Below are 25772 nucleotides of genomic sequence, written 5' to 3'. Positions count from 1 at the left end.
GGACATACCATGACCGTCAAAGAGATATTCGAAACCATGGACTATGGCCCCGCCCCGGAATCTGCCGCGGATGCACTGGCCTGGTTGATCGACCAAGGGTCCGGCTTTGGGCATTTCATCAATGGGGACTTCACAAAGCCCACCGGAGAGTTTGAAAGCAAAAACCCCGCAAATGGCGAAGTTCTGGCCCAGTTGTCGCAAGCCAAAGAGGCCGATGTCGACGCCGCGGTCAGCGCTGCGCGCGCCGCGCAGGGCAAATGGGCCGCCCTACCCGGTCACAACCGCGCGCGCATCCTATATGCGATTGCGCGCCTTGTGCAGAAACACAGCCGGCTCTTTGCTGTGCTGGAGACCTTGGACAACGGCAAGCCGATCCGCGAAAGCCGCGACATCGACATTCCGCTGGTGCACCGCCATTTCTATTACCATGCGGGCATGGCGCAACTCATGGATGCCGAGCTGCCGGACCGCGAGGCGGTTGGCGTCTGCGGTCAAATCATTCCGTGGAATTTCCCGCTGTTGATGCTGGCCTGGAAGGTCGCGCCCGCGCTGGCAATGGGCAACACCGTGGTGTTGAAACCGGCGGAATATACCTCGCTGACGGCGTTGCTTTTTGCCGATATCTGCCGCCAGGCCGGTGTGCCCAAAGGGGTTATCAACATTGTCACCGGCGACGGCGCTGTGGGTGAGATGATCGTCAATCACCCGGATATCGACAAAATCGCCTTCACCGGCTCCACCTCGGTCGGGCGCAAAATTCGCGAAGCCACCGCCGGGTCAGGCAAGGCGCTGACACTGGAGTTGGGCGGTAAATCCCCCTACATCGTCTTTGAAGATGCCGATATCGACAGCGCCATCGAAGGTCTGGTGGACGCGATCTGGTTCAATCAGGGTCAGGTCTGCTGCGCGGGATCGCGCCTGCTGGTGCAAGAGGGCATCGCCGAGACTTTCTATCGTAAACTGCGCGCGCGTATGGCGCGGCTCCGCATCGGCAACCCGCTGGACAAAAGCATTGATGTCGGCGCGATCGTGGACCCTGTGCAATTGCAGACCATCACCGATCTCGTCAGCGCGAATGACGAAGGCGAGGTTTTTGTGGCAGACAGCGCGCTTCCAGCCGAGGGATGCTTTTACCCGCCCACATTGATCACCGGGCTGTCCACAGCCTCCAAGCTGATGCAGGAAGAGATCTTTGGCCCCGTGCTGTGCGCCATGACCTTCCGCACACCAGCCGAAGCCGTCGAAATCGCCAACAACACGCGCTATGGGCTTGCGGCAACACTTTGGACCGAAAATGTGAATCTTGCGCTGGATATTGCGCCCAAGCTGGCGGCGGGCGTGGTGTGGGTCAATGCCACCAACCTCTTTGATGCAGCCGCAGGTTTTGGCGGGGTGCGCGAAAGCGGATTTGGCCGTGAAGGAGGCTGGGAAGGATTGGAAGCCTACACCAAACCCATCGGCAACATCAAAACCCTGCGCCAGATTGAACCGTTTCAGGGCGATGACGGGCCGATAGACGCGCTGGACCGCACAGCCAAACTGTATATTGGCGGCAAGCAGGCGCGCCCGGATGGGGGCTATTCGCAGAACATCTATTCTTCGCGCGGCAAGCTGCTGGGGCAGGCCCCCATTGCAAACCGCAAAGACATCCGCAACGCGGTTGAGGCGGCGGCTGGGGCAAAATCCTGGTCCAAGACCAACGGCCATCTGCGGGCGCAAATCCTTTACTACATCGCAGAAAATCTCTCGGCGCGCGCCGAAGAATTTGGCAAGCGCATTGATGCGCTGACCGGCAAACGCAGCGGCCTGTCCGAGGTCGACGCTGCAATATCGCGCCTCTTTACCTATGCGGCCTGGGCGGACAAATATGATGGCCAGGTCCATGGTGTTCCGATCCGGGGCGTGGCATTGGCGATGAAAGAGCCGGTTGGCACTATCGGCGCGATTTGCCCGGACGAAGCCCCGCTGCTGGGCCTTGTGTCTTTGATGGCCCCCGCCATGGCGATGGGCAACCGGGTGGTGCTTGTCGCCTCCGAAGCCTTCCCGCTCGCGGCGCTTGATTTCTATCAGGTGCTTGAAACTTCAGATGTGCCCGCGGGGGTCGTGAACATTCTCTCGGGCAGTCACGCTGAGCTGGCGCAGACCTTGGCGGATCACCTGAATGTGGATGCGGTTTGGAGCTTTAGTTCCTCCGATATCTCAGGTGCGATCGAGGCGGCGAGCGCTGGCAACCTCAAGCGCACCTGGGTCAACAATGGCCAAACCCGCGACTGGTCTGGTCCAGATGGAGAAGGCCGCGTTTTCCTCGAAGCCGCGACCGAGGTCAAAAATATCTGGGTGCCCTACGGCGAATGACCAAAGCGCCGCTGCATATTGTGATCCTCGGGGCCACCGGCGCGGTTGGCACCGAGGTGGTGCGCGCACTGGTGGCGATGGATCATGTCGCGCAGATCACCCTATTGACGCGGCGGCCTTTCACAGCACTGCAAAGCGACAAGATCACCGAGCATCATGTCGACCCATTAGATCCTGACAGCTATGCGCAGCATTTGGCGGGACACTCTGTGGCGATCTGTACATTGGGCGTCGGGGCGGTATCGTCAGTCAGCCGGGCAGAGTTTCGGCGGGTGGATCATGATGCAGTGGTTGCCTTTGGCAGCGCTTGCGACAGGGCCGGCATCGCGCAGTTTCAACTGCTGTCATCCGTCGGGGCCAGCCCTACCTCGGGCGTGTTTTATCTGCGCAGCAAGGGCGAGCTGGAGGCCGCACTGAAAGCGATGAACTTTGAACGCCTCAGCCTGTTTCACCCCAGCAATATCCTGACACCTGAAAATCGATATGGCATCGGCCAAGCGCTTGTTCTGGCGCTTTGGCCCAAATTGACACCGTTGCTTGCGGGCCCCTTGCGCAAATACCGCGGCATCAAGGTTGAGACCCTGGGCCGCGCCATCGCGCAGAATAGCGGGCTGGGCAAAACCGGCGCCGAAGTGCTGGAATGGGACGATTTTCAGCGCCTAGCCAGTGTCCGCGCCTAGCCTAGGGGCAGGGCGTACATTTCTGTCTCCGAATCCGACAGGTCAGAATCCACCGTAAACCCAGCCTTGAGCAGCACCTTTGCAGAGCCAGGATTATTGCGCCCGACCCCGCCCAAAAGCGTGACCTTCTGCCCCATTGGCGCGGCAGCAATCAGCCCTTTGACAAGCTCGGTTGCATATCCTTTGCCCCAAGCGTCCTGCGCAAAAAGATACCCGATATGCAGTTGGATCGCGCCAGAGGAGTCTTTGAAATCCGCGAGGATCAAGAGGCCGAGCACCCGCCCGGAATGGCGGTCCTGCACCAGAAACGTGTCGCCTTCGTCGGTTTGCATCGACACCCAATCGGCAATCTGATTGCGCCCTTCTGAAAGCTGCAGGGGCGGCGGCAGGAATTGCAGCACATCGTCGGTCAGCAGCTTTGCCAGGTCCGCCTCAAGCCAGCGCGGCGCAGCCCCTTGCTGCAACACCGTATCCCAATTGCGCACGCGCAATCGGTCTGTTTCAAAATCCTTGATCATGGCGAGCCCTCCCCGCTCTCAGCCAAGAGGCTATGCCTAAATCCAGGTCCGGGCAAATGACGATTGGCGGCGCGCCGCCAATCTGTGTGTTACCCTTCCGGTTGCCCCACGATCACAAAATGCAGATCTTCGGGCCGCAAGATGCGCTGCGCAACCCGTCTGACATCCTCGAGCGTCACGGCATTGACCTTGTCGTTGCGCGTCGCGGCGTAGTCGATCGGCAGGTCATCCAGCTGCATGCCCACAAGGATGTTCGCAATCGGGCCATTGCCATCAAACCGCAAGGGATAGGCCCCGGTCAGATAGGTTTTGGCTTCGGCAAGTTCCTCTTCGCTTGGCCCCTCTGCGGCCATGCGCGCCCATTCATCGCGAATGACGGTCATGGCCTGACGAATGCGATCATTGGCCGAAGCGACGCTGCCCAGATACAGCTGCCCGTGATCTTTGGGGATCAAGAACGTATTGACCCCATAGGTCAGCCCGCGCTTTTCGCGGACTTCGGTCATCAGCCGGCTTTCAAAACCGCCACCGCCCAAAATGACGTTCAACACATAGGCGGCAAAGAAATCCGGGTCGTGGCGCTCAATCCCTTCGTGGCCAAAGATGGCGACCGACTGCGGCGTTGCAAAATTCACCAGGGTCTCGCCGCCCTCCAGCGCATATTCTGCCGCTGCCGGCAGCGCAGCGCCGGTCTCTGGCAACCCGCTCAAAAGGCGGTCAAGCAGCAGGCCCAACTCTTCTGCGGTGATGTCACCGACCGCAGAGACATAGACGCGATCCAGCGCCAGCGCGCCCGTATGGGCCGCCAAGATATCATCGCGGCTCAGCGCCGTTACGCTGGCCTCGGTGCCGTTCAGCGACGTGGCATAGGGATGGTCCCCAAACGCCAGCGCATCAAAGGTGCGCCCGGCAATACGATCAGGGTCCTTGGCGTCGGCGCGAATGGCGGCGATGACCTGATCCTTGACGCGGGCAATGGACACATCATCAAAGCGCGGCGCGACAATAGACCTGCGCAGAAGATCGACCGAGGCGTCACGATATTCGCTCAGGAACCGGGCCGAAATCATGACCGAGTCATCAAAAGTGTCATATTCAAATTCCGCAGCCAGCTCTTCGGCCGCACGCGCATAATCCATCGCGTCCATCTCGCCGGTGCCCTCTTCGAGCAGACCGACCATCAGATTGGTTGCGCCGCGCTTGCCCGGCGCATCCAGCGAGCCGCCGCCCTTAAAGCGCAGCTCAAGCGCGACAAAGGGAATCGAATGCTCTTCCACCAGCCAGGCGGTGATGCCGCCAGGGCTGACGACTTCTTTGATGGCAATCTCGGCGCGCAGTGGCAGCGCAACCATCAGTGCGGCAAAAACGGTGACAAAGCGGATCATTGGCTCACCTCCGAACCCGCTTCGGGGCGCATGAGCCAGCCTGTCACGGAATTGTTGATCTCAAAAATCTTATTGCCGGCTGCGATGATGTCTTCGGCGGTGATGCCCTGCAAAATATCGGGCCAGGCGCGCACATCCTCGACGGTCAGACCGCTGGTCAGTGCCCGACCATAGCGGTTACCCACCGCATCAGCTGCGTCGCGGGCATAGATCTGCTCGGCCCGGATCTGGCGTTTGATACGGGCCAGATGTTCCGGGTCGATGCCCTCCTCAAGATAGGCTGCGATGGTCGCATCCAGCGCGGTTTCGGCCTCTTGCAGGCTGACGCCTTCGGACGGCACGATCACAAGGTTAAAGGTTGTGTCATCCAGCGACACGCCGCTGTAGAACGCGGTCACATAAACTGCCTGCTGGCTGCCAAATTGCAATTCGCGTGCAAGCACGGAGTTGGGGCCATCGCCCAGCAGCCGCGCCAAAAGCACCAGAGCTGCGGCGTCCTGTTGCGCACCCGGGTCACGTTCTGGCGCAAGATAGGAGCGCGTCACATATTCTTGCGCAACGCGCGGATCGTGAAACACCATGCGCCGCGCCGAGGTATGCGGCGGCTCTTGGGGGCGCATACGCTCGGGCAAATCCCGATTGGCTGGGATGACTCCATAATAGGTTTCAGCCAAGGCTTTGACTTCGTCCGGGTCCACATCCCCGGCCACGACCAATATGGCGTTGTTGGGCGCATAAAAGGTCTCGTAATAGTCCAGTGCGTCTTCAAGCGAGAGGGTTTCCATCTCATGGCGCCAGCCGATGATCGGCACGCCGTAGCGATGGTTGAGAAACTGCGCCGCATTGCGTTGTTCACGGAACAGCGCGCCAGCGCTGTTTTCGGTGCGCTGGTTGCGCTCTTCGATGATCACGTCACGTTCGGTGAGGATATCGGCCTCGGTCAGTTGCAGATTAACCATGCGGTCGCTTTCCATCTGCATCATCAGCTCTAGCCGGTCAGCGGCAACGCGCTGATAATAGGCGGTATAATCCAAACTGGTGAAGGCATTGTCGCGCCCGCCGTTGGCCGCCACCACTTTGGAAAATTCGCCCGGCTCAAGCGTTTTGGTGCCCTTGAACAAAAGATGTTCGAGAAAATGCGCGACGCCCGAAACGCCGGGCCGTTCATCTGCGGATCCAGCCCTGTACCAGACCATGTGCATGACAACCGGGGCGCGGTGATCTTCGACCACAACAACCTGCATCCCGTTGTCCAGAACAAAATCCGTGACCATTTCCTGCGCCTTTAGGGGCAGGGCTGACAGGGCAAATACCCCGGCCAGCATCATCAAACGGCGCATACACATCTCCTCTCGCGTTACATGGGGATAGTTACGCCCGATTTGTGCGTCTTCAACCCATCCAACGGCTTTGTGAGGTGATTATCGGTTTGATGGGGCGGCGGGCGTTTTCACACCGCGGGCGCGCCAGCGGGCCAGCTCGCGGTAGGCATTGAGGTGATAGAATCGATAGACATCGTTGTAGCGATCCGGATTGGCAAGCCGCCAGCCCGTAAAGCGGGCAAACCGGCCGCGCACAATCTCATCTTCTTGCGCCAGTTGCTCGCGAATGCCCGCGCCGCTGCCTTGGCGCGCCGTATATGACACCAGCGCCGCATCTGCGGACGGGTAACTGCCATCCACCGAGGGGCCATCGTTGCGTCCACCCAGCGCGACCGCAATGTCGCTGCGCGGGTTCTGATCGGTCAGGTTGCTGCCGCCGGGCGTCGGCTCTGGCAACGCGGCATAGGATTCAGGCGCGCTGAGAGGTTTGGATGGGATAATGGCAAATTCATCCGGGCCATTGTCCCCAGAGGAAAGCACGCGAATCCCGCGTTCGTTTGCGCAAGCCGAAACCAAAAGCGCCAAACCAAAAATAACCGCTCGCGACATGCGCATTGCATCACTCCTGCCGTTTCCGTCAGCTTTAACCCATCCGCTGCCCGGCGTCACGCCTGCTTTTTGCTGCCGCCCCAAATCGCAAGGCCCAGCGCCCCGCCAAAGATGGCAATATCTGCAACATTAAACGCATAAGGGTTGTCGATGCCGCAGCAGGACATGTTAAGAAAATCCGCCACAGCGCCATACAGCAGCCGATCCACCACATTGCCCAGCGCCCCGCCGATCAACATGCCACCGGCAATCAGGCCCAGCCTGCCGGGCCGATCCTTGAGCATCCAGTAATAGACAAAGCCGCTGATCAGCAGCGCAATGGCCACCAAGATCCAGCGCGCGGCTTCGGCGCTATTGGCCATCAGGCCAAAGTTGATGCCGGTATTCCACGCCATATGAAGGTTGAGAAGCGGCGGCAGCACCTCAATGCGCCCGACCTCTTGCAGGTTCATACCGTGCACCACCAGATACTTGCTGGCTTGATCGACGATAAAGGCCCAGAAGCCTGCCCAAAACACGAGTTTCATTGCCCGTTCCTCTTTGCTCGCGCGCCTTGCACGCTGTCGCGGGTCTCTCCCGCATCCCTGGCTGGACCCTTCTGAGTCTCTGCTGGGTGCCGACATCGGCCCGCGCGCCTCGCGGACCGATGCCTCTTTATAGCATATTTAGTGACGGAAGTGGCGCATGCCAGTAAAGACCATGGCAAGACCTGCTTCATCCGCCGCTGCAATCACTTCGTCATCCCGCATAGAGCCACCGGGCTGGATCACGCAGGACGCGCCTGCTGCCGCCGCTTCCAGCAAACCATCCGCAAATGGGAAGAAGGCATCCGAGGCCACAGCCGCGCCTTTGGCGAGCGATTCATCGAGCCCCAGCGCCTCGGCCATACGCTCGGCCTTTGTGGCGGCAATAAGCGCCGAATCCAGGCGACTCATCTGGCCAGCGCCGACGCCTACGGTCTGCGCGTCTTTGACGTATACGATGGCATTGGATTTCACATGTTTTGCGACTTTCCAGGCAAACAGCAGATCCCGCAGCTGCTCTTCGGTTGGCGCTTTCTTGGTGACAACCTTCAGATCATCAATCCCGACATAGCCATTGTCTTTGTCCTGAACGAGGTAGCCGCCAGAAACCTGGCGAATGGTGTCCGCCGCTTCCATCGGATCAGCCAGCCCTTCGGTGGTCAGCAAGCGCAGGTTTTTCTTTTTGGCAAAGATCGCCTTGGCTTCGTCGCTCGCGCCGGGGGCAATCACCACCTCGGTAAAGATTTCGGTAATAGCGGTTGCCGTTTCGGCATCCAGCGGCTGGTTCAGCGCGACAATGCCGCCAAAGGCCGAGGTGCGGTCGCAGTCAAACGCCGCCTTATAGGCCTCAACCAAAGTTGCGCCCTTGGCAACACCTGACGGGTTGGCGTGTTTGATAATGGCGCAGGCCGCGCTTTCGGCGGGGTCAAATTCGGACACCAGTTCAAAGGCCGCATCGGTGTCGTTGATGTTGTTATAGGACAGTTCCTTGCCCTGATGCTGAATCGCGGTCGCCACACCGGGGCGACCGGTCCCATCGGTATAAAACGCCGCTTTCTGATGCGGGTTTTCGCCATAGCGCAGCGTTTGGGCGATGGTACCCGCAACCGAACGGCGGCGCGGGGCCTCAACCTCAATTGCGCCAGCAAGCCAGGTGCTGACGGCGGTGTCATAGGCAGCGGTGCGACCGTATGCGATCTGCGCGAGCTTTTGGCGAAATGCCAGCGTGGTCTGACCATCGTTGGCTTCGAGCTCTGCCAGCAGCGCTTCGTAATCTTCCACATCGGTGACAACGTTCACGAAGCCATGGTTCTTGGCCGCAGAACGGATCATCGCCGGGCCGCCGATATCGATGTTTTCAATGCAGGTCGCGTAGTCCGCGCCTTTGGCGACGGTTTCTTCAAACGGATAAAGGTTCACGACCAACAGGTCGATTTTGCCAATGCCATGTTCTTCCATCGCTGCGACGTGACCGTCGTTGTCCCGTAGGGCCAGCAGCCCGCCATGCACAATCGGGTGCAGGGTTTTGACGCGACCATCCATCATTTCGGGAAAGCCGGTCACTTCGGAGACATCTTTGACCTCAAGCCCCGCATCGCGCAGCGCCTTGGCTGATCCGCCAGTCGACAAAAGTTCGACGCCACGTGCGGTCAGCGCCTGGCCAAGCTCAATCAGCCCGGTCTTGTCGGAAACGGAAATCAGCGCGCGGCGGATGGGGTAAAGGTCGGTCATGGGAGTGCAATCCAAATCAGTGTGTCAGGTCCAGCTCATCCCGGTTCAGATCTCGGATGGCGATGGCGCTTTCCTGCGCCTTGGCCAGAGACCACCGGATGCGCGTCGCATACTCCATCGCGACGCCAGATAAAACGATCTGTTTGGCTGCACGGGGCTTTAAACGGCCTTTTTCCAGATAAACTGACGGGGATAGCGCCAATTTCGCCTTTGAATCGTGTCTGAACACCCAGATCTCACCACTTTTGAGGGCAATCGAAACCGCGTTTCCCCCCATGTCGACCTCTGCGTCAACATCTGGGTGCAAATGGAATCGGGCCTGAAACGGCACGCCCTGCAGGGTGCGGGCGTCCATCACGCGATCAAACTGGCGCTTGGCTGTGTCCTTCATCGCCAGCAAAAGGTCTTCCCCGGCGAGGCCGCGGCCGTCTGATGTCAGCTCCAGTATGCGGGCATGGGTCAGCCCGTGGGTGGCCAGATAGCCATCATGCCCACCTTCAAATCGCATCCCATCACTGGCGTGGCTCATTTGAATCGGCACATCACGTGGCGCGTCAATCAGTTGCTCAGATCGCCAGCTGCCATTTTGCCCGCCTTCGCCGAGCCGCGCCGAAGAATACCCCTCAAGGGCCAGTGTAGAATGGCTGGGTGTCGCACGACCCGCCCGGCGCCAATCTTCGCCAAAACTGGCCCCCGAACCGCAGTTCACGATCACCGGGCGGCGCCCGCTTGTCATCTCAAAGGCCAGGGTGGAGGCATGGGCATTCAGCGAATGCTCCCCCGTTGGCGGCGGGCTGGCGTCCACAATCACGCTGGTGCGCCCAGAGGACAAGCGTGCAAATCCCATCGCCAGACCGTCGGCTTGCCGCGTCTTGATGGCGCTGGCTGCCAGCGCTGCATCCAGCCGGCCTTCCTGTCCGCGCCCGCCCCCATGAAACCGCGCCAGACTTCCATCAGAATGGCGCAGGGTCCGTAGCGTCGGGGCGATGCGTTCGATCGCGGTTTGATGGACACGATCCGCAGGCCGCTCGGCGTCATCAAGCGCCGCCCGCGCCCATGTCAGTAAGGTGAAAATTTCCAGCAGTTCTTCTGGGTTGCGCGTGGCGATGCCGCCCTGCTCATCAATCTGCGCCCGGCACTCACGCGACAACGCTTTTAACGCGGGGCCCACATGTTTTTGCATCCCTTCAAGCGCTAAGCCCGCATAAATCAGCCCTGTCAGCGCTTCGAACTTTGGCAATCCGGGTGTTGAGGTTTTCCAGCGGCGCGAAAGGAAAATCACCTGTTGGCCGAGGCTGCGGTAAAACGCTTCCGATTGTGCCTTGTCCTGCCCCTGCAACAGGAAAATCGCGTGATTGATCCAGCGGATCAAACGGCGGCCCGTCAGTTCAGGCGTCCAGCCGGGGCCGCGCCCGCCACCAAAACGGTCGATCCAGCGCCACACCCAAAGCTGCGCGCGTTTGCGCGCCGCAGAATCGCCCACAGCAGCCAGATCATCCAGCCATGCAAACCCATGCAGATCCTGTTCAAATTCGCGATCCGGTGCCTCAAGATCCCAGATCGAGGTGTCGGGGGCTGCGATCAGATGCCCCGCAAAGAGAAAATTGCCGACAAGAAGCTGTCGCCCCTTGGCATATACGCCAATGGTGCGCGGTTCTGGCGTGGACATAAAGCAGGTGGCCGGACGCGCCAGAGCGCTGAGGCGCGCATGCACCCGATGCATGGCGCGCACATATCGCACCCCCGGTCGGTTTGGATTAACCATCAACTCTGCCTCTACGCTCTGCTGGCGTTTTAACAGATTTTACGCAGCAAAGGGATTCTTGTCACCGATTGAATCATACTGACATCGAAACACGCAACGTTTGTGCAAATTTTCGCGCAGGGGCTTAGTCTTTTTTCAGACAAGCGATGTAAAACCCATCCATGCCGCCCTTGTCCGCCCAGTAATCCGGACGCAGCCGCAGCCCACCTTCTTCGGTGATCCAGGCCGGGTCCACCCCCGGGACGGTCAGCGCGTCGCGATCAATGCTCAGCCCGGCATGACGCGCCAAGGCCTCTTCGATCTGGCATTCCCCTTCGTCCGGCAACAGCGAGCAGGTGCAAAACACCAGACGCCCACCGGGGGCCAACAGCGAAATCGCGTGATCCAGCATCTGCGCCTGCAGGTCAATCAATGCGCCGATCTCGGCACCATCTTTGGCATGCGGCAGGTCCGGGTGGCGACGAATGGTGCCTGTGGCCGAGCAGGGCGCATCCAGCAGGATCATGGGCCATGTGCCGCTTTCGGCCAATGCATCCCCCACGTGCAGCTCTGCGGGCAGTTTGGTGCGCTTGAGGTTTTCGCGCACCCGTTCCATCCGGGCCGGGTTGTCATCCACCGCGCGTACCTCTGCGCCCATGGCCGCAAGCTGCATGGTTTTGCCACCTGGCGCGGCACAAAGCTCCAGCACCTTGTCACCGGCTTTGGGGGCCAAAATCTGCACAGGCAAGGCTGCTGCCGCATCCTGAACCCACCAGCTGCCACGCTTAAAGCCCGGCATCATCGAGACCTGCCCCGCATCTGCCAACCGCACGCTGCCCGTTTCGAGCAGCTCACCCCCGAGTGAGCGTTGCAGCGCGGCTTTGTCGCCTTTGGCGGTCAGATCAAGCGGCGCGCCCGCGAAATGCCCGGCCTCCATAGCGGCGACCACATCCTTGCCATAGGCCATGACCAGTGGATCGCGAATCCATGCGGGCAGATGCGGCACCCGCAGGGTCGGCCAAATCTCCGCGCCATTGGCGGCGACTTTGCGCAGCACCGCATTGACCAGCCCTTTCATCGACTGGGTCCGCTTATTGCGGCCGACGATTTCCACCGCGCTATTGACGATCCCATGGGCCGCGCCACCTTGGCAGAGCTCCACCGTGGCGACACGCAGGGCATTGCGCACCATGAGCGGCGGCTGCTTTTTCAGGTGCTTTTGCAAAATCCGGTCCGCGCGCTCCATCCCGCGCAGGGTATCCAGCGCTAGACGCTGCGCCGTCGCGCGCTCTGCGGGTTGCAGTTTTTCAAGTGCCCCAGTTGCGATCAATTCGGACAGCAACCGCCCCTCCCCCAGGATCTGATCCATCAGATAAACCGCACTGCGCCGCGCCTGAACGCCGGTCTGGGACATGGGAAGGCTCCTGTTTTTCTTGTCCAAAGGCGGACGGGGGCGTATATCAAGGCCCCGACGCGAAAGAAACCCCGGAAAGGCCGCGAGATGAGCGATACAAAACAGGAAACGCAAGACCTGCCCCCAGCGGCGCTGCGCGCCCTCGCCGAGGCCGAAGAGCGCCGCCGCAAAGCGCAGGAGATGGACTTGCCACCTGAACTGGGTGGACGCGATGGCCCGGAACCCGTGCGGTATGGCGACTGGGAAAAAAAGGGCATCGCCGTCGATTTTTGACGCTGCGGGCAAAACCGGATCTTGTGAGATATGATCGCATTTCGCAGCGTGCGACATAGCACCACCCCGTGCGCCTTGGTCGCAGGCGCTGGGATTGCCAGGTCTCCTTTTGAGGCTTACCTGCCTCCAATGGTATCAAGGAACGCGATATGACTGAGACGATGGAACACCGCGCAATGAAACCCGCGCTTCTGCGGGGGCTGAAAATGCGTTGCCCAAATTGTGGCGAAGGCAATGTCTTGCACAGCTATCTGAAGATCGAAGACAGCTGTTCGGTTTGCGGCGAAGAATTTCATCATGCCCGCGCGGATGACGGCCCGGCGTATGTGACCATTCTGGTGGTTGGCCACATCATGGGCCTAGCGCTGACATTCATGTGGGAGCTTTACCGCCCCTCCCCACTTTTCATGGCGCTGTCGCTGTCGGTCATCGCAATTATCTGTTCGCTGCTGATGCTGCCGCGCATCAAAGGCATGATTATCGGATATCAGTGGGCCCACCGGATGCACGGGTTTGGCCGCTAAACTGTTCAACGAAGCAGAAACGACAAAGGCGCGCCCTAGGACGCGCCTTTTTTCATGCGGTTTGAACTGCGCTCAAAGCCCGAGCACGTCCATCATGTCGTACTGACCGGGCATTTTGTCCTGCCCCCAGAGGGCGGCCTTTAGCGCGCCACGCGCAAAGATCGTGCGATCTGTCGCCAGATGGCGCAACACAATGCGCTCCCCTGCGGCGGCAAACAGCACATCATGTTCCCCGACGATGTCGCCGCCGCGAATGGCAGTAAAACCGATATCGCCACGTTTGCGCGCGCCAGTGATGCCATCGCGCCCGCTGTCGCGCACATCCGCCAGCGTCACGCCGCGCCCTTCGGCGGCGGCCTCGCCCAGCATCAGCGCGGTGCCCGAGGGGGCATCAACTTTGTGATGATGGTGCGCTTCGATGATCTCGATGTCAAAGTCCTCATCCAACGCCGCCGCGACCTTTTTGGTTAGCTGTGTCAGCAGGTTCACCCCAAGGCTCATGTTGCCGGCGCGCACGATCACCGCATGATGCGAAGCTGGCTCAAGCTGGGCGATTTCTTCGTCGCTCATCCCGGTGGTGCCAATAACGTGCACAGCACGCGCCTGCGCGGCGAGTTTGGAAAACGCAAGCGTCGCCGCTGGCGCCGTAAAATCAATGACCGCCTGCGCCTTGGCGAATGCCTCCAGGGGCTTGTCCGTCACGGTGACGCCCAAGGGCGCACCGCCCATTGCGGTGCCAATATCTTGGCCGACCCAAGCATGGCCACTGCGCTCAACCGCGCCGGCCAATCGGGCTTTGTCGCTCTCGGCAACTGTTTTGATCAGCATCTGGCCCATCCGTCCCGATGCCCCGGTAATCACGATGCCTGGCAGCTCTTCCATCTCACTCTCCATCACGGGTATGTCCTGCCTTTACTGCAAACAGCGGCGCTTGGCAAAGGCTCTGAAAAGGCATAAGTGACACCCATGGCAAAGAAGAATTTTCATGACGGCCCATCACAGCGGCAGTTACGTGTTGGCGAAACCATTCGCCGAGCGCTTTCAGAAATCCTGATGCGCGGCGAGGTCCATGATCCGGACCTGAACCGCCTGTCAATCACCGTTGGCGAGGTGCGCACATCACCCGATTTGCGCATTGCAACGGTCTATGTGCTGCCGCTTGGTGGCCAAGGCAAAGATGTTGTGATCAAATTGCTGGCCCGCAATGAATATGAGCTGAAGCGCATGATCAGCAAAAAGCTTGGCCTCAAGCACACGCCAGAAATGCGGTTTCGTCTGGATGAAACCTTTGACCAGATGGACGCGACGCGCCGGATGTTCAGCGACGCCAAGGTGCAGCGCGATCTCGCGGCAGATGACGAGGCCCAAGAGTGAGACTGCTGCTGGGGATCACCCTGGCACTTTGCAGCTTTGCGTCCCTGGCCAGCGCCGTGGACTGTCGCGAAGAGGCCCACCAAAGCAATCGCTACACGGTTTGCGAAGTTGACGCTGGCAGCGAAGATCTGAGGCTGTTCCTCAAGGATGACGCCGGGCAGATCCTTGGGCAGTTTGACGCGATTGAGGCGTTTCTGCCGGACGGCCAAAGCCTGCGCTTTGCCATGAACGCCGGGATGTATCACCCCAACCGCACCCCGGTGGGCTACTACATCGCTGAGGGCAATCAAGAACAGCGCCTGTTTACCAAGGCCAGCCCCGGCAATTTCGGCTTGTTGCCCAACGGCGTCTTTTGCATTCGCGAGGCACGCGCAGATGTGATTGAAACCCTGCGCTTTGCCGCGGAACAGCCGGACTGCACCTATGCGACGCAATCCGGGCCGATGCTGGTGATTGATGACGCATTGCATCCGCGATTTTTGCCGGACAGCACCTCTGCCTTTGTGCGCAACGGTGTCGGCACGTCGACCGATGGTCAGCGCGTGGTGTTTGTGAAGTCGGAAAACAGCGTGACCTTCCACGCCTTTGGCAGCTTTTTCAAAGACAGGCTCAAGCTGCCTCAGGCGCTGTATTTTGACGGCAAGGTCAGCCGGTTGCACGCGCCACAAATCGGCCGATCCGATCCTGGGTTCTGGCTCGGGCCGATCGTTGGCGTCGTGTCTGATGCCGGCGGCGATTGACGCGCCGCGACAGGTTCGGTAGGCGGCAGCTTCTGACAGACAGAGTGATGAGGGCACCATGGGGCGCACACGTAAGGGACGGGATATTTCAGGCTGGATGATTGTCGACAAGCCTGCGGGATTGTCCTCAACCGCCGTTGTCAACAAGGTGCGCTGGGCGCTGGGGGCCAAAAAAGCGGGCCATGCCGGCACGCTTGACCCCGAAGCCACAGGGCTCTTGGCGGTGGCGCTGGGCGAAGCGACGAAAACCATCCCCTACATCACCGATGCGCTGAAATGTTACGAATTTACCGTCCGGCTGGGTCAGGCGACAAACACCGATGACACCGAAGGCGAGGTGATCGCCGAAAGTGCGCTGCGCCCGAGCGATGACGACATCAAAGCAGCATTGGGTGCTTTTGTTGGTGACATTGAGCAGGTGCCGCCCAAATTCTCAGCCGTCAAAATCGATGGGCAGCGGGCTTATAAATTGGCGCGCGATGGAGAAGACATTTCGCTGGCCGCGCGTCCGCTATGGGTTGAAAGCCTTATCATGCTGGACCGCGAGGACGCGGATCATGTGCTTCTTGAATTGACCTGTGGCAAGGGCGGCTATGTGCGCTCTATCGCCCGCGATCTGGGTGCGACCTTGGGGTGCCTGGGCCATGTGCGCGAATTGCGTCGCGTCTGGTCTGGCCCCTTTGATGTGGCTGGCGCGGTGACATTGGATCAGATCGAAGCGCTGGCCAAACAGCCCGAACTGGATGACCTTCTGCGGCCAATCACCGAAGGTCTAACAGATCTGCCCGAGGTGACATGCACCCCCGAAGGGAAAACCCGGTTGAAAAATGGCAACGCGGGCATGGTTGTCGCCCATGACCTCGAATATGGCGACGAGTGCTGGGCAAGCTATGAGGGCCAGCCTGTTGCTGTTGGCACCTTCAAGGCAGGGGAATTGCACCCCAGCCGTGTGTTTAACCTCTGACGATCAGAATTCGGACCCCAAAAGCAGAACCCAGCGGGTGCTATTGCCGCTGCCTGCTTTGGCGATGCCAAAATCTTCGAAGTTCGGATTGACGTTATTGGCGTGGTGGCCGGGGGAATTGGTCCAGGCGGTCATCACCTCTTCTTCGCTCTCCTGCCCCCGTGCAACGTTTTCGCCATAGGTGCGCCAGTTATAGCCCGCCGCAGTGATGCGGTCGCCGGCACTTGATCCATCGCTGCCGGTGTGGCCCATGAAGTTGTTGGCCAGCATATCATCCGCATGGCCCTGCGCCGCATTGGCCAGCCGGGCGTCAAAACTAACGGCCCCTGCGCCATTGGCCAATCGCGAGTCGTTCAAGAGCCCTGCAAAAGCGACCCGATCAACGGAGTCTGGCGTTGATGTGCTGCTGACCGATGGCGAAGATGTCGGCGTGCTTGTTGTGGTGGTCGTAGTTGGCCCGGGCGGCGGTGCAACCGAAGCGGGGACAATGTTAGACGTGCTCTGGCACGCGGCCAGCATGCCCAGCGTGACGCCGAGATAGACAATTTTCAAAAGACTGCTCCTTGTGCATTGGCCGGACAATGCCGTGCCTCAAAACCAGCTAGATCAGCGCGATCCATCCCGTAAATAGCCACGCAGCACAGCTGCGGAATGTGGCGAAAGCCTGCAAGAATGCCGGGCCGCAGGTGGCAGAGATTTGCCATGACATCCGGCCCCGGATCAATTTCAGCGAAGCTTCGCCCAAGCTGGGCAAAACCCCGCCCAAAAACAACATAACACCCAAGCCGAATTGCCCGACCCCGGAACATTTCACAGGGTGCGGCAAATGTTTCCGGACCAGTTGCAATGCAAACCCTCAAATCACGAGCAGTGCGGCGCAGTCGGGGTATCGCTCGCATGGCGTGCCTTGCTGCGCTTTTTCTTTGGACGCCGCAGATCGCTCTGGCGTCAGAACCGCCCAGCGCCTGTGCGGCCGCATCGTGTAGCGGTGCGCAATGGCTTGAAATCGGGTTGCGCGCGCTTGAGCTTGGTCAGGCCCCTGCTGCGGCAGAGGCCGCAAGCGCCGCGTTTGCCGCCGCACAGGATCATCTGACAAAACAGCGCGCCGCCCGGCTGGCTGCGGCGGCCCACGCCCGTCAGGGCCAGTACTTGCGCGCGCAAATCTGGCTGCGCCGCGCGGCCAATCACGCCACGGATCAGGCCACCGCCGATCAGATCCGCAGCGAATTTCGCGCCCTGCGCGCCGAAAGCCCGCTCCGCCTAAGTTTTGATGCCGGGATCGCCGCATCAGACAATATCAATGGCGGCGCGCGCAGCAGCCAGTTTTTCCTGGGCGACATCGAATTGGAGCTGGCCCCAAGTGCGCTGGCGCTGTCGGGTACGGAACTTACCGGGGCCTTTGATCTGGATTACCGCCTGTCGCAATCCGCAACCCAGCGCACCAGTCTGGGACTCAGCGGGTTTGGTCGCAGTTTTGTGCTGTCCGGTGCCGCCAAGGCGCAGGCCCCAAGCGCCCGTGGCGGTGACTATGCGCTGGCGCAGCTGGGGGTGTCCCTGCGCCATCAACGCATATTGAATGATCGGCTGGGGCCCACCGCCATCGCCCTGAGCCTGGGCCGCACCTGGTATGGCGGCGCACCGCTTTGGGGCTATCAGCGGCTTGATCTGGCGCAGGAGTTCAAAATCGGCCAGGCCGCCACGCTGACGGTGCGGGGCCGGGTCGAAAATCGAGAGGCGCTCAGCGTTGGGGAACCGGACGCGCAGCTTTTTGGCTTTGGGGCGACCTATGCCCAGCGTCTTGGCAATGAGGATGTCTTTACCCTGTCCTACAGTGGGCGGATGCTGAACGCTGATATTGCCACCTATGAATACCGCTTTCACGAAGTGGCGGCTGAATACCGTCTGGCGCAGCCGATCTGGGGGGCCAGCCTGTCGTTCCGCGCCGCGCTGTCGCAGAAAACCTATGATGAGTTTTCGCTCTCGCTCAGCGGGCGCCACGACAAAACCGCAACGCTGTCGGCCACCGCTCTATTTAACCAGATCTCGCGCTTTGGGTTCTCCCCGCGCCTGACCATTGCCGCGACGCGCACCGATTCTGATGTCTCGCGCTTTAGCACGCAGGGTCTTCAGGCGAGTTTCGGCATTCAATCGACGTTCTGACGGGTTTTTCTTTGCGCCCTTGCGCCCTATGGTGCGGCGGATGTCCATGCTCTCCGATCCACCCCTTATTCACCGCAGCTTTCAAAAAGCGGACGCCGCCAGTGAGGCGATCTATTCGCCAGATGAAACCTATCGTTATGCGCTGACACGGGTCTGGGATGGGTCTTTGCCCCGCGTTGCCTTTGTGATGCTGAACCCGTCCAAGGCCACCGAGGTGCAGAATGATCCGACGATTGAGCGTTGCGAGCGGCGGGCGCGCGCGCTGGGGTACGGCGGGTTCCGCGCCGTCAATATCTTTGCCCTGCGCGAGACTGACCCTGCCAAAATGCGCCGTCATCCGGCCCCCGAGGGTCCGGCCAATCGCGCCACGCTACGCGCGGCATGTGATTGGGCTGATGTGGTGATTGCTGCCTGGGGCGCACATGGTGCGCATTTGGAACAGGGGGCGAAAATAGAAAACTTCCTGTTTGAAACCGGGGCCAAGATTTATCACTTTGGCCTGACAAAACACGGCCACCCAAGGCATCCGCTTTATGTGGCCTACGCGCAGCAACCGATCAGATGGGAGGCCCCGCCTCATGAGCCACAGCCCTGACAGCGATGCGCCGACCACCGAGGCGCTGGATCGGCTGACCCGCGAGGTCGAGCTGCTGAACAGCCATCGGTTCATTCGGTTGCAGAATTCGTTCTGGCGGATGGTCGGCTTTCAGTTTGTGCGCGGTCTAGCCTTTGGTCTGGGGTCGGTGATTGGCGCGACCATTCTGGTTTCGGTCTTTGCCTGGTGGATTGCCCAGCTGGAATTCATCCCGATCATCGGCGATTGGGCGGCGCAGATCCTCGAAGAGATGAACCCGACAGACTGAGTCCAAGCAAGGATCTGTTAACCACGAGTCCAAGCTCCGCTTTGGAATATCCTCTGCTTATGGTCTGCTTGCACGATCCCTGAGCGGAGTGGGCAATGTTCCTATTGGCGAGCATTTTGGGCATGGTTGCGCTTGGCACGGCATTTGTCGGCCTCAATCTTGAGGACGACCCTGATGCAGAGGATGAAGCTTATGAGGGTGACACATCCGAAGGCGACATCGGCGGCGCCGGTTCAGACGACGGTAGCGCGGACGACGGGAACTCAGACGACGACAACGCAGACGGCGCGGCCCCGACCGAGGCAGAAGACACCCGGCCGCTGGATCGCCCCATGCCCAGTGTCCCCAATGGCGCAGCAGATGACAGCGCGCCTGACAGCGGCGGGGTCATCCTATCTGGCGGCGCGTCTACCGATCTGATCAGCGGCACGGCCGGGGATGATCAGATCAACGGATATGCCAATGATGACACGATCAAAGGGGGCGCAGGCGACGATCAGATTTTCGGCGCGACCGGCGCGGATTTTCTGCGCGGTGAGGCGGGCGACGATCGCCTCATGGGCGAAGACGGCGCCGATTCACTGGACGGCGGCACGGGCAATGATGCGCTGTTCGGCGGCGGCGACAATGACCACCTGAGTGGGGGGGGCGGCGATGACAGCCTGATTGGCGGTATTGGCGATGATACGCTGCACGGCGGCGATGGCGCGGATTGGTTGGCCGGGCGGCATGGAAATGACCATCTGATCGGGGATCTTGGGGCAGATACGCTCAGCGGGTTTTCTGGCCATGATGTGCTGGAGGGGCGCGTGCTCAATGCCGCGGGGCATGACATTGATATAGGTGACAGCCTCAGCGGGGGCGACGGCGAGGATACGCTATTGGCCGGCAAGCAGGATCTGCTGTTCGGCGGGACGGGGGCCGACACGGCCATTGTGGGAAGTTGGATCAGCGACAGTTCTGACGCCGCGGTTTGGCAGGATTTTGACCCGGAAGAAGATAACGTCGTGATCCTGCTGCCAGAGGCGGAGGCCGCCAGCGCGGAAATCACCGTGCGCACCGACGCTGCGGACCCGAACCTTGGGCACGTGATGTTAAATGGCGTCACGCTGCTGTCGGTGCATGGCGGCGGCGGTCTTTCGGCCAGCGATATTGCCATCATGCGCACGCCAGCCTTTGGGGTGGCCTAACGCCTGCCCCTAGAGGCGCACCACAAAACCCTTTTATTTCTGACCGGTTTTGCGTATACGCCCGCATCGGCGACCGGAATCGGTGGCCGTTTTCTCCGGACCCTGCTGGACGACATCCCGGCTTGCGCCCATAACCCTTTGATATAGGAGACCCCGATGTCGATCACTGTTGAAGACAAAGCCCGCGTGATGAAAGAATTCGCAACCAAAGAAGGCGACACCGGTTCGCCTGAAGTTCAGGTTGCCATCCTTTCTTCCCGCATCTCGACCCTGACCGAGCACTTCAAATCCCACAAGAAGGACAACCACGGCCGCCGTGGTCTTCTGAAAATGGTTGCTCAGCGCCGTAAGCTGCTGGATTACCTGAAGGGCAAAGACGAAGCGCGCTACGCTGATCTGATCAAGCGTCTCGGCCTGCGTCGCTGAGAGACTGCCAATCTACATACGGTTTCTAAACGCCCGCCCCGCCAGGAGCGGGCGTTTTCATTTGTGCCGCCTGTCGCGCAAATATGAACCGAACTGAGTCTCATGCGTTAGACTGTAGTAATCTGCCAGCAGCCACGGAGGATCAGCCATGCGATGGAAGGGACGGCGCGGAAGCCGCAATATCGAAGACCGACGCGGACGCCGCATGGGCCTCGTCGGTGGTGGCGGGCTCGGCGTGGTCGCCATCGTCGTGATTGGGGCGCTTTTTGGAGTTGATCTCACGCCCCTGCTGCAAGGTGGATCAGCGGGGTTGGCACCGCCCACCAGCAGCGCACCCGTGACTGAGGCGGATGAACAAGCGGCGGAATTTGTCAGCGTCACGCTGGCCGACACCGAAGAGGTCTGGCAGGGCATTTTTGCGCGCCAGCTGGACACGCGCTATCGTCCGGCCACGCTGGTCCTGTTCAAGGGTGTGACCCAATCGCCCTGCGGCGGTGCCTCGGGTGCCACCGGACCGTTTTATTGCCCGGCAGACAACAAAATTTACCTCGACACGCAGTTTTTCACCACGATGCGAGATCGCCTGGGGGCGGGCGGCGATTTTGCCGCCGCCTATGTGGTCGCCCACGAGGTGGCGCACCATGTGCAGCATGAGCTTGGCATCCTTGGCGAAGCGAACCGCCTGCGCCGCGCCGTCTCTGAACGCGAGTCCAACGCCATCTCTGTTCGAATCGAACTGCAGGCTGATTGTTTCTCGGGGATCTGGGCGCGACTTGCGGACCAGAAATTTAACTCGCTCGAACCGGGGGACATCGAAGAGGCCATGAACGCCGCCCGTCAGATCGGCGATGACACCTTGCAACGCAGCGCCGGCCGCGTGCCGCGCCCGCATACCTTTACCCATGGGACCAGCGAACAGCGGCAGCGCTGGTTCGCCACCGGCTATCAAAGCGGTGACATCCGCGAATGTGATACATTCTCGGCCCGCACCCTTTGAGCGCGCGCAGCGCGGATCCGATCCACAGCGGACTTTCATTGCGACGAAAACTCATGTAAGGCGCATGTATCTGAGACGAGCGCCAAGGCCCCGGCGCACGAAAGAAAGATAGATGGGGCCGGCGGCAATGGGGCCGCTATGCAATCGGGAGACCCGGAGGGCCGGGAGCGCTCCCATTTAGGATACGATGATGTTCAACGAAGTTAAAAAATCGATGCAGTGGGGCGAAGAGACGCTCACACTGGAAACGGGCAAGGTTGCCCGTCAGGCTGACGGCACCGTGATCGCCACTTTGGGCGAGACACGTGTCATGGCCAACGTGACCTTTGCAAAGGCACAAAAACCCGGTCAGGATTTCTTTCCGCTGACCGTACACTACCAAGAAAAATACTACGCAGCCGGCAAAGTGCCTGGCGGCTTTTTCAAGCGCGAAGCGCGCCCGACCGAAAAAGAAACTCTGACCGCGCGCCTGATTGACCGTCCAATCCGCCCGCTGTTTGTGGATGGCTTCAAAAACGAAGTCCTCGTGATGTGTACCGTTCTGTCGCACGATCTGGTCAATGACCCAGACATCGTGGCGATGATCGCGGCCTCTGCAGCGCTGACCATTTCTGGCGCGCCATTCATGGGCCCAATCGCCGCCGCGCGCGTCGGCTTTGAAGCGGGCGAATATGTGCTGAACCCGCAGGTCGATGACATGCAGGATCTGCGCAACAACCCTGATCAGCGCCTTGATCTGGTTGTGGCCGGCACCAAAGACGCCGTGATGATGGTGGAATCCGAAGCCTATGAACTCAGCGAAGCTGAGATGCTGGGCGCGGTGAAATTCGCCCACGACGCTTTCCAGCCGGTGATCGACCTGATCATCTCGCTGGCCGAAGAATCCGCAAAAGAACCTTTTGCCTTTGACGCGCCTGATTACGCTGATCTTTATGCCGCGATCAAAACCGCCGGCGAAGAGCAGATGCGCGCCGCCTTTGCGATCAACGACAAGCAAGAGCGCACCAGCGCCGTTGCCGCTGCGCGTGACGCAATCAAAGCGACCCTGAGCGAAGAGCAACTGGAAGACGCCAGCCTTGGCTCTGCCATGAAAAAGCTCGAAGCCAGCATCCTGCGTGGCGACGTGGTGAAAACCGGCAAGCGGATCGACGGTCGCGACACGACAACTGTGCGCCCAATCGTTGCCGAAACCGGCCTGCTGCCACGGACCCACGGCTCTGCCCTGTTCACCCGCGGTGAAACCCAGGGTCTGGTTGTGACCACACTCGGCACCGGCGATGACGAACAAATCATCGACGCGCTGCACGGCAACTTCCGCAGCAACTTTATGCTGCACTACAACTTCCCACCCTATTCCGTGGGCGAAGTTGGCCGCGTTGGTTCCCCTGGTCGCCGTGAAATCGGCCACGGCAAACTGGCATGGCGCGCGCTACAGGCGGTTCTGCCAGCAGCAACCGACTTCCCTTACACCGTGCGTGTGGTTTCCGAGATCACTGAATCCAACGGCTCGTCCTCCATGGCGTCCGTCTGTGGTGGCTCCTTGTCGATGATGGATGCAGGCGTGCCGCTGAAATCCGCCGTTGCCGGTGTTGCCATGGGTCTGATCCTGGAAGATGACGGCTCTTATGCGATCCTGACCGACATTCTGGGTGACGAAGATCACCTGGGCGACATGGACTTCAAAGTGGCGGGGACCGAAAACGGCATCACCTCGTTGCAGATGGACATCAAGGTTGCAGGCATCACGCCTGAGATCATGGAAAAGGCGCTGGCGCAGGCCAAAGACGGTCGCATGCACATCCTGGAAGAAATGAACAAGGCGCTGTCTGGCACCTCTGATTTCTCTGTGCACGCACCGCGCATCGAAACCATGAACATCCCAACCGACAAGATCCGTGAAGTGATCGGCTCTGGCGGTAAGGTCATCCGTGAGATCGTTGAAGTGTCAGGTGCAAAAGTCGACATCAACGACGAAGGCGTCATCAAGATCGCATCGCCAAATGGCGACTCGATCCAGAAGGCTTATGACATGATCCACTCGATCGTGGCCGAGCCAGAAGAGGGCGCGGTCTACACTGGTAAAGTGGTCAAGATCGTCGACTTCGGTGCCTTTGTGAACTTCTTTGGCAAACGCGATGGCCTGGTGCACGTGTCTCAAATTGAGAACCGCCGCCTGAACCATCCGTCGGATGTGCTGAAAGAAGGCCAGGAAGTGAAAGTCAAACTGCTTGGCTTTGACGACCGCGGCAAAGTGCGCCTGTCAATGAAAGTGGTTGATCAGGAAACCGGCGAAGAAATCGCCCCTGAGAAAAAAGAAAAAGCGGACGGCTAAGCGCCCGACCGTACCAAAGAAAAGCCCCGGCGCAGCCCGGGGCTTTTTGCGTTCTGGACGTGTGGACGCAGTTCTGAAAACCCGTTAGGACAGATCCATGGCGCACTCCTACATCATTCACCTTGAGCGCAGCACCAATCGCGCAGCGCTTGTTGCGGCGCTGCAGACTGCACTGCCGAACGCGAAACTGCTGCCTGCCGTTGATGGCCGCGCCATGACCGATGCCGCCCGCGCCGAAGTGATGCGGCAGGTACCACTCAAGCCGGCCTATCCGTTTGGACTGATGCCTTCGGAAATCGGCTGTTTCTTGTCGCACCGCAAGGCATGGTCTGCGATTGCAGAGGGGGCCGATGCCTTTGGCGTGGTGGCCGAAGATGATGTGGTGGTGGGCCCCGAATTTGCCGAAGTCTTTGACGCTGCGATCGCTCATGCGGATGAGGATTGTTTGATCCGCTTTCCCATGAAGGGCCGCGAGGTTGCGCAGAAAACGCTAGAGCAATCCGCCACATGTCACATTTTCCGCCCTAAAGAGATCGGGCTGACGGCTGCGCTTTACATCCTTGGGCGCAGTGCCGCACGAAAACTGGTGATGGCCTCAGAAAAAATCGACCGCCCGGTCGACACCTGGTTGCAGATGCGCTGGGAAACCGGCGTTGACAGCCTGACCCTTTGGCCCAGCCATATCCGCAGCGGGGCTGAGGCGACGGGCGGCTCCACCATTCAAAAGAAACGCAGTTTGCGCGGAGAGTTCACTCGCGCCATTGCGCGCGCGCGGTATCGCGCGGCGATTACACGGCTGTCCAAATCCTCATGATCTACACACGTTTTCACGGCCGCACCGGCAACCAGATGTTTCAATATGCCGCCGGCCGCGCGCTGGCGCTGCGGCTGGGGACGTCTTTGGCGATTGATGACCGCTATGCGCTGCACCGGGGCGAGAAATCCCTGACGCGGGTCTTTTCTTTGGCCACGGAAACACCCATGGATCTGCCGCCCGCGCAGCATAGCGCGAAATTGCGCTATCACCTTTGGCGCGCCTTCGGGCGCACCCCGCGCTTTTATCGTGAACCCTCGCTGGGGTTTGACCCGACCGTTCTTGCCCTGCCCGACAACAGCTATCTGCACGGCTACTGGCAGTCGGAAAAATATTTTACGGACCATGCGGATGCGATCCGGTCAGATTTCACCTTTCCGGCGCCTTCCGGGCAAAACGCAGATCTAGCGGCGCAGATTGGCGAAACGCTCTCGGTCTCGCTGCATGTGCGGCGGGGGGATTATGTCTCAAACGCTTCGCATGTGGTCTGCGCACAGCCCTATTACGATGCCGCGCTCGCCGCGCTTTTGCCCCAGCTTGAGGCGGCCCCGCAGATCTTTGTGTTTTCTGATGACCCGGACTGGGCGCGCAACAATCTGAAACTGCCGGGCACGCCCATTGTCATTGATCACAATGGCGATGCGCAGGACTACGAAGATATGCGCCTGATGTCGCTCTGCCGGCACAATATCATCGCCAATAGTTCGTTTTCATGGTGGGGCGCATGGCTCAACCAAAACCCGCAGCGAACCGTCATTGCCCCCAAACGCTGGTTTGGCAAAGACGCGCTGTCAAACCCCGACATCTGGGCCGTGGGCTGGACAAAGGTCTGA

Annotated in this window: 26 protein-coding genes; 16 read left to right on the top strand and 10 right to left on the bottom strand. The window is 60.1% G+C overall.

Going from position 1 to position 25772, the window contains the following annotated elements; genetic code table 11:
• The first annotated feature begins 9 nt into the window (after positions 1-9).
• Together N6L24_RS06740 and N6L24_RS06735 are read left to right on the top strand one after the other, a co-directional pair.
• On the top strand, positions 10-2355 hold the full coding sequence (locus tag N6L24_RS06740) for an aldehyde dehydrogenase family protein (protein ID WP_271843896.1): 2346 nt from the start codon (positions 10-12) through the stop codon (positions 2353-2355).
• Complete coding sequence (locus N6L24_RS06735; RefSeq protein ID WP_271843895.1) at positions 2352-3035, top strand: NAD(P)H-binding protein; 684 nt, start codon at positions 2352-2354, stop codon at positions 3033-3035. The genes N6L24_RS06740 and N6L24_RS06735 overlap by 4 nt, the downstream gene beginning before the upstream one ends.
• Here the strand turns inward: N6L24_RS06735 and N6L24_RS06730 are convergent.
• From N6L24_RS06730 to N6L24_RS06695, 8 genes are all read right to left on the bottom strand, one after another.
• Entirely contained in the window at positions 3032-3553 is a 522-nt protein-coding gene (locus N6L24_RS06730) for a GNAT family N-acetyltransferase (protein WP_271843894.1), read from the bottom strand. The two genes, N6L24_RS06735 and N6L24_RS06730, sit on opposite strands and share 4 nt — an antisense overlap.
• 89 nt (positions 3554-3642) lie before the next feature.
• Positions 3643-4938, bottom strand: coding sequence for a M16 family metallopeptidase (locus tag N6L24_RS06725; protein ID WP_271843893.1), 1296 nt, complete (start codon positions 4936-4938; stop codon positions 3643-3645).
• Entirely contained in the window at positions 4935-6278 is a 1344-nt protein-coding gene (locus N6L24_RS06720) for a M16 family metallopeptidase (protein ID WP_271843892.1), read from the bottom strand. The genes N6L24_RS06725 and N6L24_RS06720 overlap by 4 nt, the downstream gene beginning before the upstream one ends.
• Before the next feature lie 81 nt (positions 6279-6359).
• A complete protein-coding gene (locus N6L24_RS06715) occupies positions 6360-6875 on the bottom strand; it encodes a DUF3035 domain-containing protein (protein WP_271843891.1) in 516 nt (171 codons plus the stop codon).
• A 50-nt stretch (positions 6876-6925) separates the two neighbouring features.
• Positions 6926-7396 (bottom strand): signal peptidase II, encoded by a 471-nt coding sequence (gene lspA, locus N6L24_RS06710; protein WP_271843890.1) that lies wholly within the window; start codon positions 7394-7396, stop codon positions 6926-6928.
• 138 nt (positions 7397-7534) lie between these two features.
• Positions 7535-9124, bottom strand: coding sequence for a bifunctional phosphoribosylaminoimidazolecarboxamide formyltransferase/IMP cyclohydrolase (gene purH, locus N6L24_RS06705; RefSeq protein WP_271843889.1), 1590 nt, complete (start codon positions 9122-9124; stop codon positions 7535-7537).
• Between the two features lie 16 nt (positions 9125-9140).
• Entirely contained in the window at positions 9141-10889 is a 1749-nt protein-coding gene (locus tag N6L24_RS06700; RefSeq protein WP_442872583.1) for a heparinase II/III family protein, read from the bottom strand.
• Positions 10890-11013: 124 nt separating this feature from the next.
• Positions 11014-12282: an RsmB/NOP family class I SAM-dependent RNA methyltransferase gene (locus N6L24_RS06695; RefSeq protein WP_271843888.1), complete on the bottom strand. Its 1269-nt coding sequence runs from the start codon at positions 12280-12282 to the stop codon at positions 11014-11016.
• A gap of 87 nt (positions 12283-12369) precedes the next feature.
• On the opposite strand from N6L24_RS06695, the gene N6L24_RS06690 reads away from it, so the two are divergent.
• Both N6L24_RS06690 and N6L24_RS06685 read left to right on the top strand, forming a co-directional pair.
• A complete protein-coding gene (locus tag N6L24_RS06690) occupies positions 12370-12555 on the top strand; it encodes a DUF1674 domain-containing protein (protein WP_271843887.1) in 186 nt (61 codons plus the stop codon).
• A gap of 149 nt (positions 12556-12704) precedes the next feature.
• A complete protein-coding gene (locus tag N6L24_RS06685; protein ID WP_271843886.1) occupies positions 12705-13079 on the top strand; it encodes a DUF983 domain-containing protein in 375 nt (124 codons plus the stop codon).
• A 72-nt stretch (positions 13080-13151) separates the two neighbouring features.
• Here the strand turns inward: N6L24_RS06685 and dapB are convergent, their stop codons facing one another.
• Positions 13152-13961, bottom strand: coding sequence for a 4-hydroxy-tetrahydrodipicolinate reductase (dapB, locus tag N6L24_RS06680; protein WP_271843885.1), 810 nt, complete (start codon positions 13959-13961; stop codon positions 13152-13154).
• A gap of 84 nt (positions 13962-14045) precedes the next feature.
• Here dapB and rbfA point away from each other — a divergent pair, with 84 nt between their 5' ends.
• The 3 genes from rbfA to truB are packed head-to-tail and all read left to right on the top strand — an operon-like array spanning position 14046 to position 16157.
• Positions 14046-14453, top strand: coding sequence for a 30S ribosome-binding factor RbfA (rbfA, locus tag N6L24_RS06675; protein WP_271843884.1), 408 nt, complete (start codon positions 14046-14048; stop codon positions 14451-14453).
• 2 nt (positions 14454-14455) lie between these two features.
• The gene (locus tag N6L24_RS06670; RefSeq protein WP_271843974.1) at positions 14456-15193 is read left to right on the top strand and encodes a phosphodiester glycosidase family protein; all 738 of its coding nucleotides are present in this window, start codon (positions 14456-14458) and stop codon (positions 15191-15193) included.
• Between the two features lie 58 nt (positions 15194-15251).
• A complete protein-coding gene (truB, locus tag N6L24_RS06665; protein ID WP_271843883.1) occupies positions 15252-16157 on the top strand; it encodes a tRNA pseudouridine(55) synthase TruB in 906 nt (301 codons plus the stop codon).
• 3 nt (positions 16158-16160) lie between these two features.
• Here the strand turns inward: truB and N6L24_RS06660 are convergent, their stop codons facing one another.
• Positions 16161-16709, bottom strand: a complete 549-nt coding sequence (locus tag N6L24_RS06660) for a CAP domain-containing protein (RefSeq protein ID WP_271843882.1) — start codon at positions 16707-16709, stop codon at positions 16161-16163.
• A gap of 345 nt (positions 16710-17054) precedes the next feature.
• On the opposite strand from N6L24_RS06660, the gene N6L24_RS06655 reads away from it, so the two are divergent.
• The 9 genes from N6L24_RS06655 to N6L24_RS06615 all read left to right on the top strand — a co-directional run bounded on the left by N6L24_RS06655 (position 17055) and on the right by N6L24_RS06615 (position 25772).
• Complete coding sequence (locus N6L24_RS06655) at positions 17055-18317, top strand: hypothetical protein (protein WP_271843881.1); 1263 nt, start codon at positions 17055-17057, stop codon at positions 18315-18317.
• 40 nt (positions 18318-18357) lie between these two features.
• Positions 18358-18912 carry a DUF1643 domain-containing protein gene (locus N6L24_RS06650; RefSeq protein ID WP_271843880.1) on the top strand — a complete coding sequence of 185 codons (555 nt, stop codon included), beginning with the start codon at positions 18358-18360 and terminating at the stop codon, positions 18910-18912.
• The gene (locus N6L24_RS06645; RefSeq protein ID WP_271843879.1) at positions 18896-19180 is read left to right on the top strand and encodes a DUF5665 domain-containing protein; all 285 of its coding nucleotides are present in this window, start codon (positions 18896-18898) and stop codon (positions 19178-19180) included. Before N6L24_RS06650 ends, N6L24_RS06645 begins: the two co-directional genes overlap by 17 nt.
• Positions 19181-19275: 95 nt before the next feature.
• Entirely contained in the window at positions 19276-20370 is a 1095-nt protein-coding gene (locus tag N6L24_RS06640; RefSeq protein ID WP_271843878.1) for a calcium-binding protein, read from the top strand.
• Between the two features lie 156 nt (positions 20371-20526).
• Positions 20527-20796 (top strand): 30S ribosomal protein S15, encoded by a 270-nt coding sequence (rpsO, locus tag N6L24_RS06635; RefSeq protein WP_271843877.1) that lies wholly within the window; start codon positions 20527-20529, stop codon positions 20794-20796.
• Between the two features lie 148 nt (positions 20797-20944).
• Positions 20945-21793 carry a KPN_02809 family neutral zinc metallopeptidase gene (gene ypfJ, locus N6L24_RS06630; RefSeq protein WP_271843876.1) on the top strand — a complete coding sequence of 283 codons (849 nt, stop codon included), beginning with the start codon at positions 20945-20947 and terminating at the stop codon, positions 21791-21793.
• Positions 21794-21983: 190 nt separating this feature from the next.
• Positions 21984-24125, top strand: coding sequence for a polyribonucleotide nucleotidyltransferase (gene pnp, locus N6L24_RS06625; RefSeq protein ID WP_271843875.1), 2142 nt, complete (start codon positions 21984-21986; stop codon positions 24123-24125).
• Between the two features lie 97 nt (positions 24126-24222).
• On the top strand, positions 24223-24939 hold the full coding sequence (locus N6L24_RS06620; RefSeq protein WP_271843874.1) for a glycosyltransferase family 25 protein: 717 nt from the start codon (positions 24223-24225) through the stop codon (positions 24937-24939).
• Entirely contained in the window at positions 24936-25772 is an 837-nt protein-coding gene (locus N6L24_RS06615; protein ID WP_271843873.1) for an alpha-1,2-fucosyltransferase, read from the top strand. The genes N6L24_RS06620 and N6L24_RS06615 overlap by 4 nt, the downstream gene beginning before the upstream one ends.

Origin of the sequence: Cognatishimia sp. SS12 (assembly GCF_028369055.1) — a bacterium.
Taxonomy (GTDB): Bacteria; Pseudomonadota; Alphaproteobacteria; order Rhodobacterales; family Rhodobacteraceae; genus Cognatishimia.
This window is presented reverse-complemented; position numbering and strand designations above follow the sequence as displayed.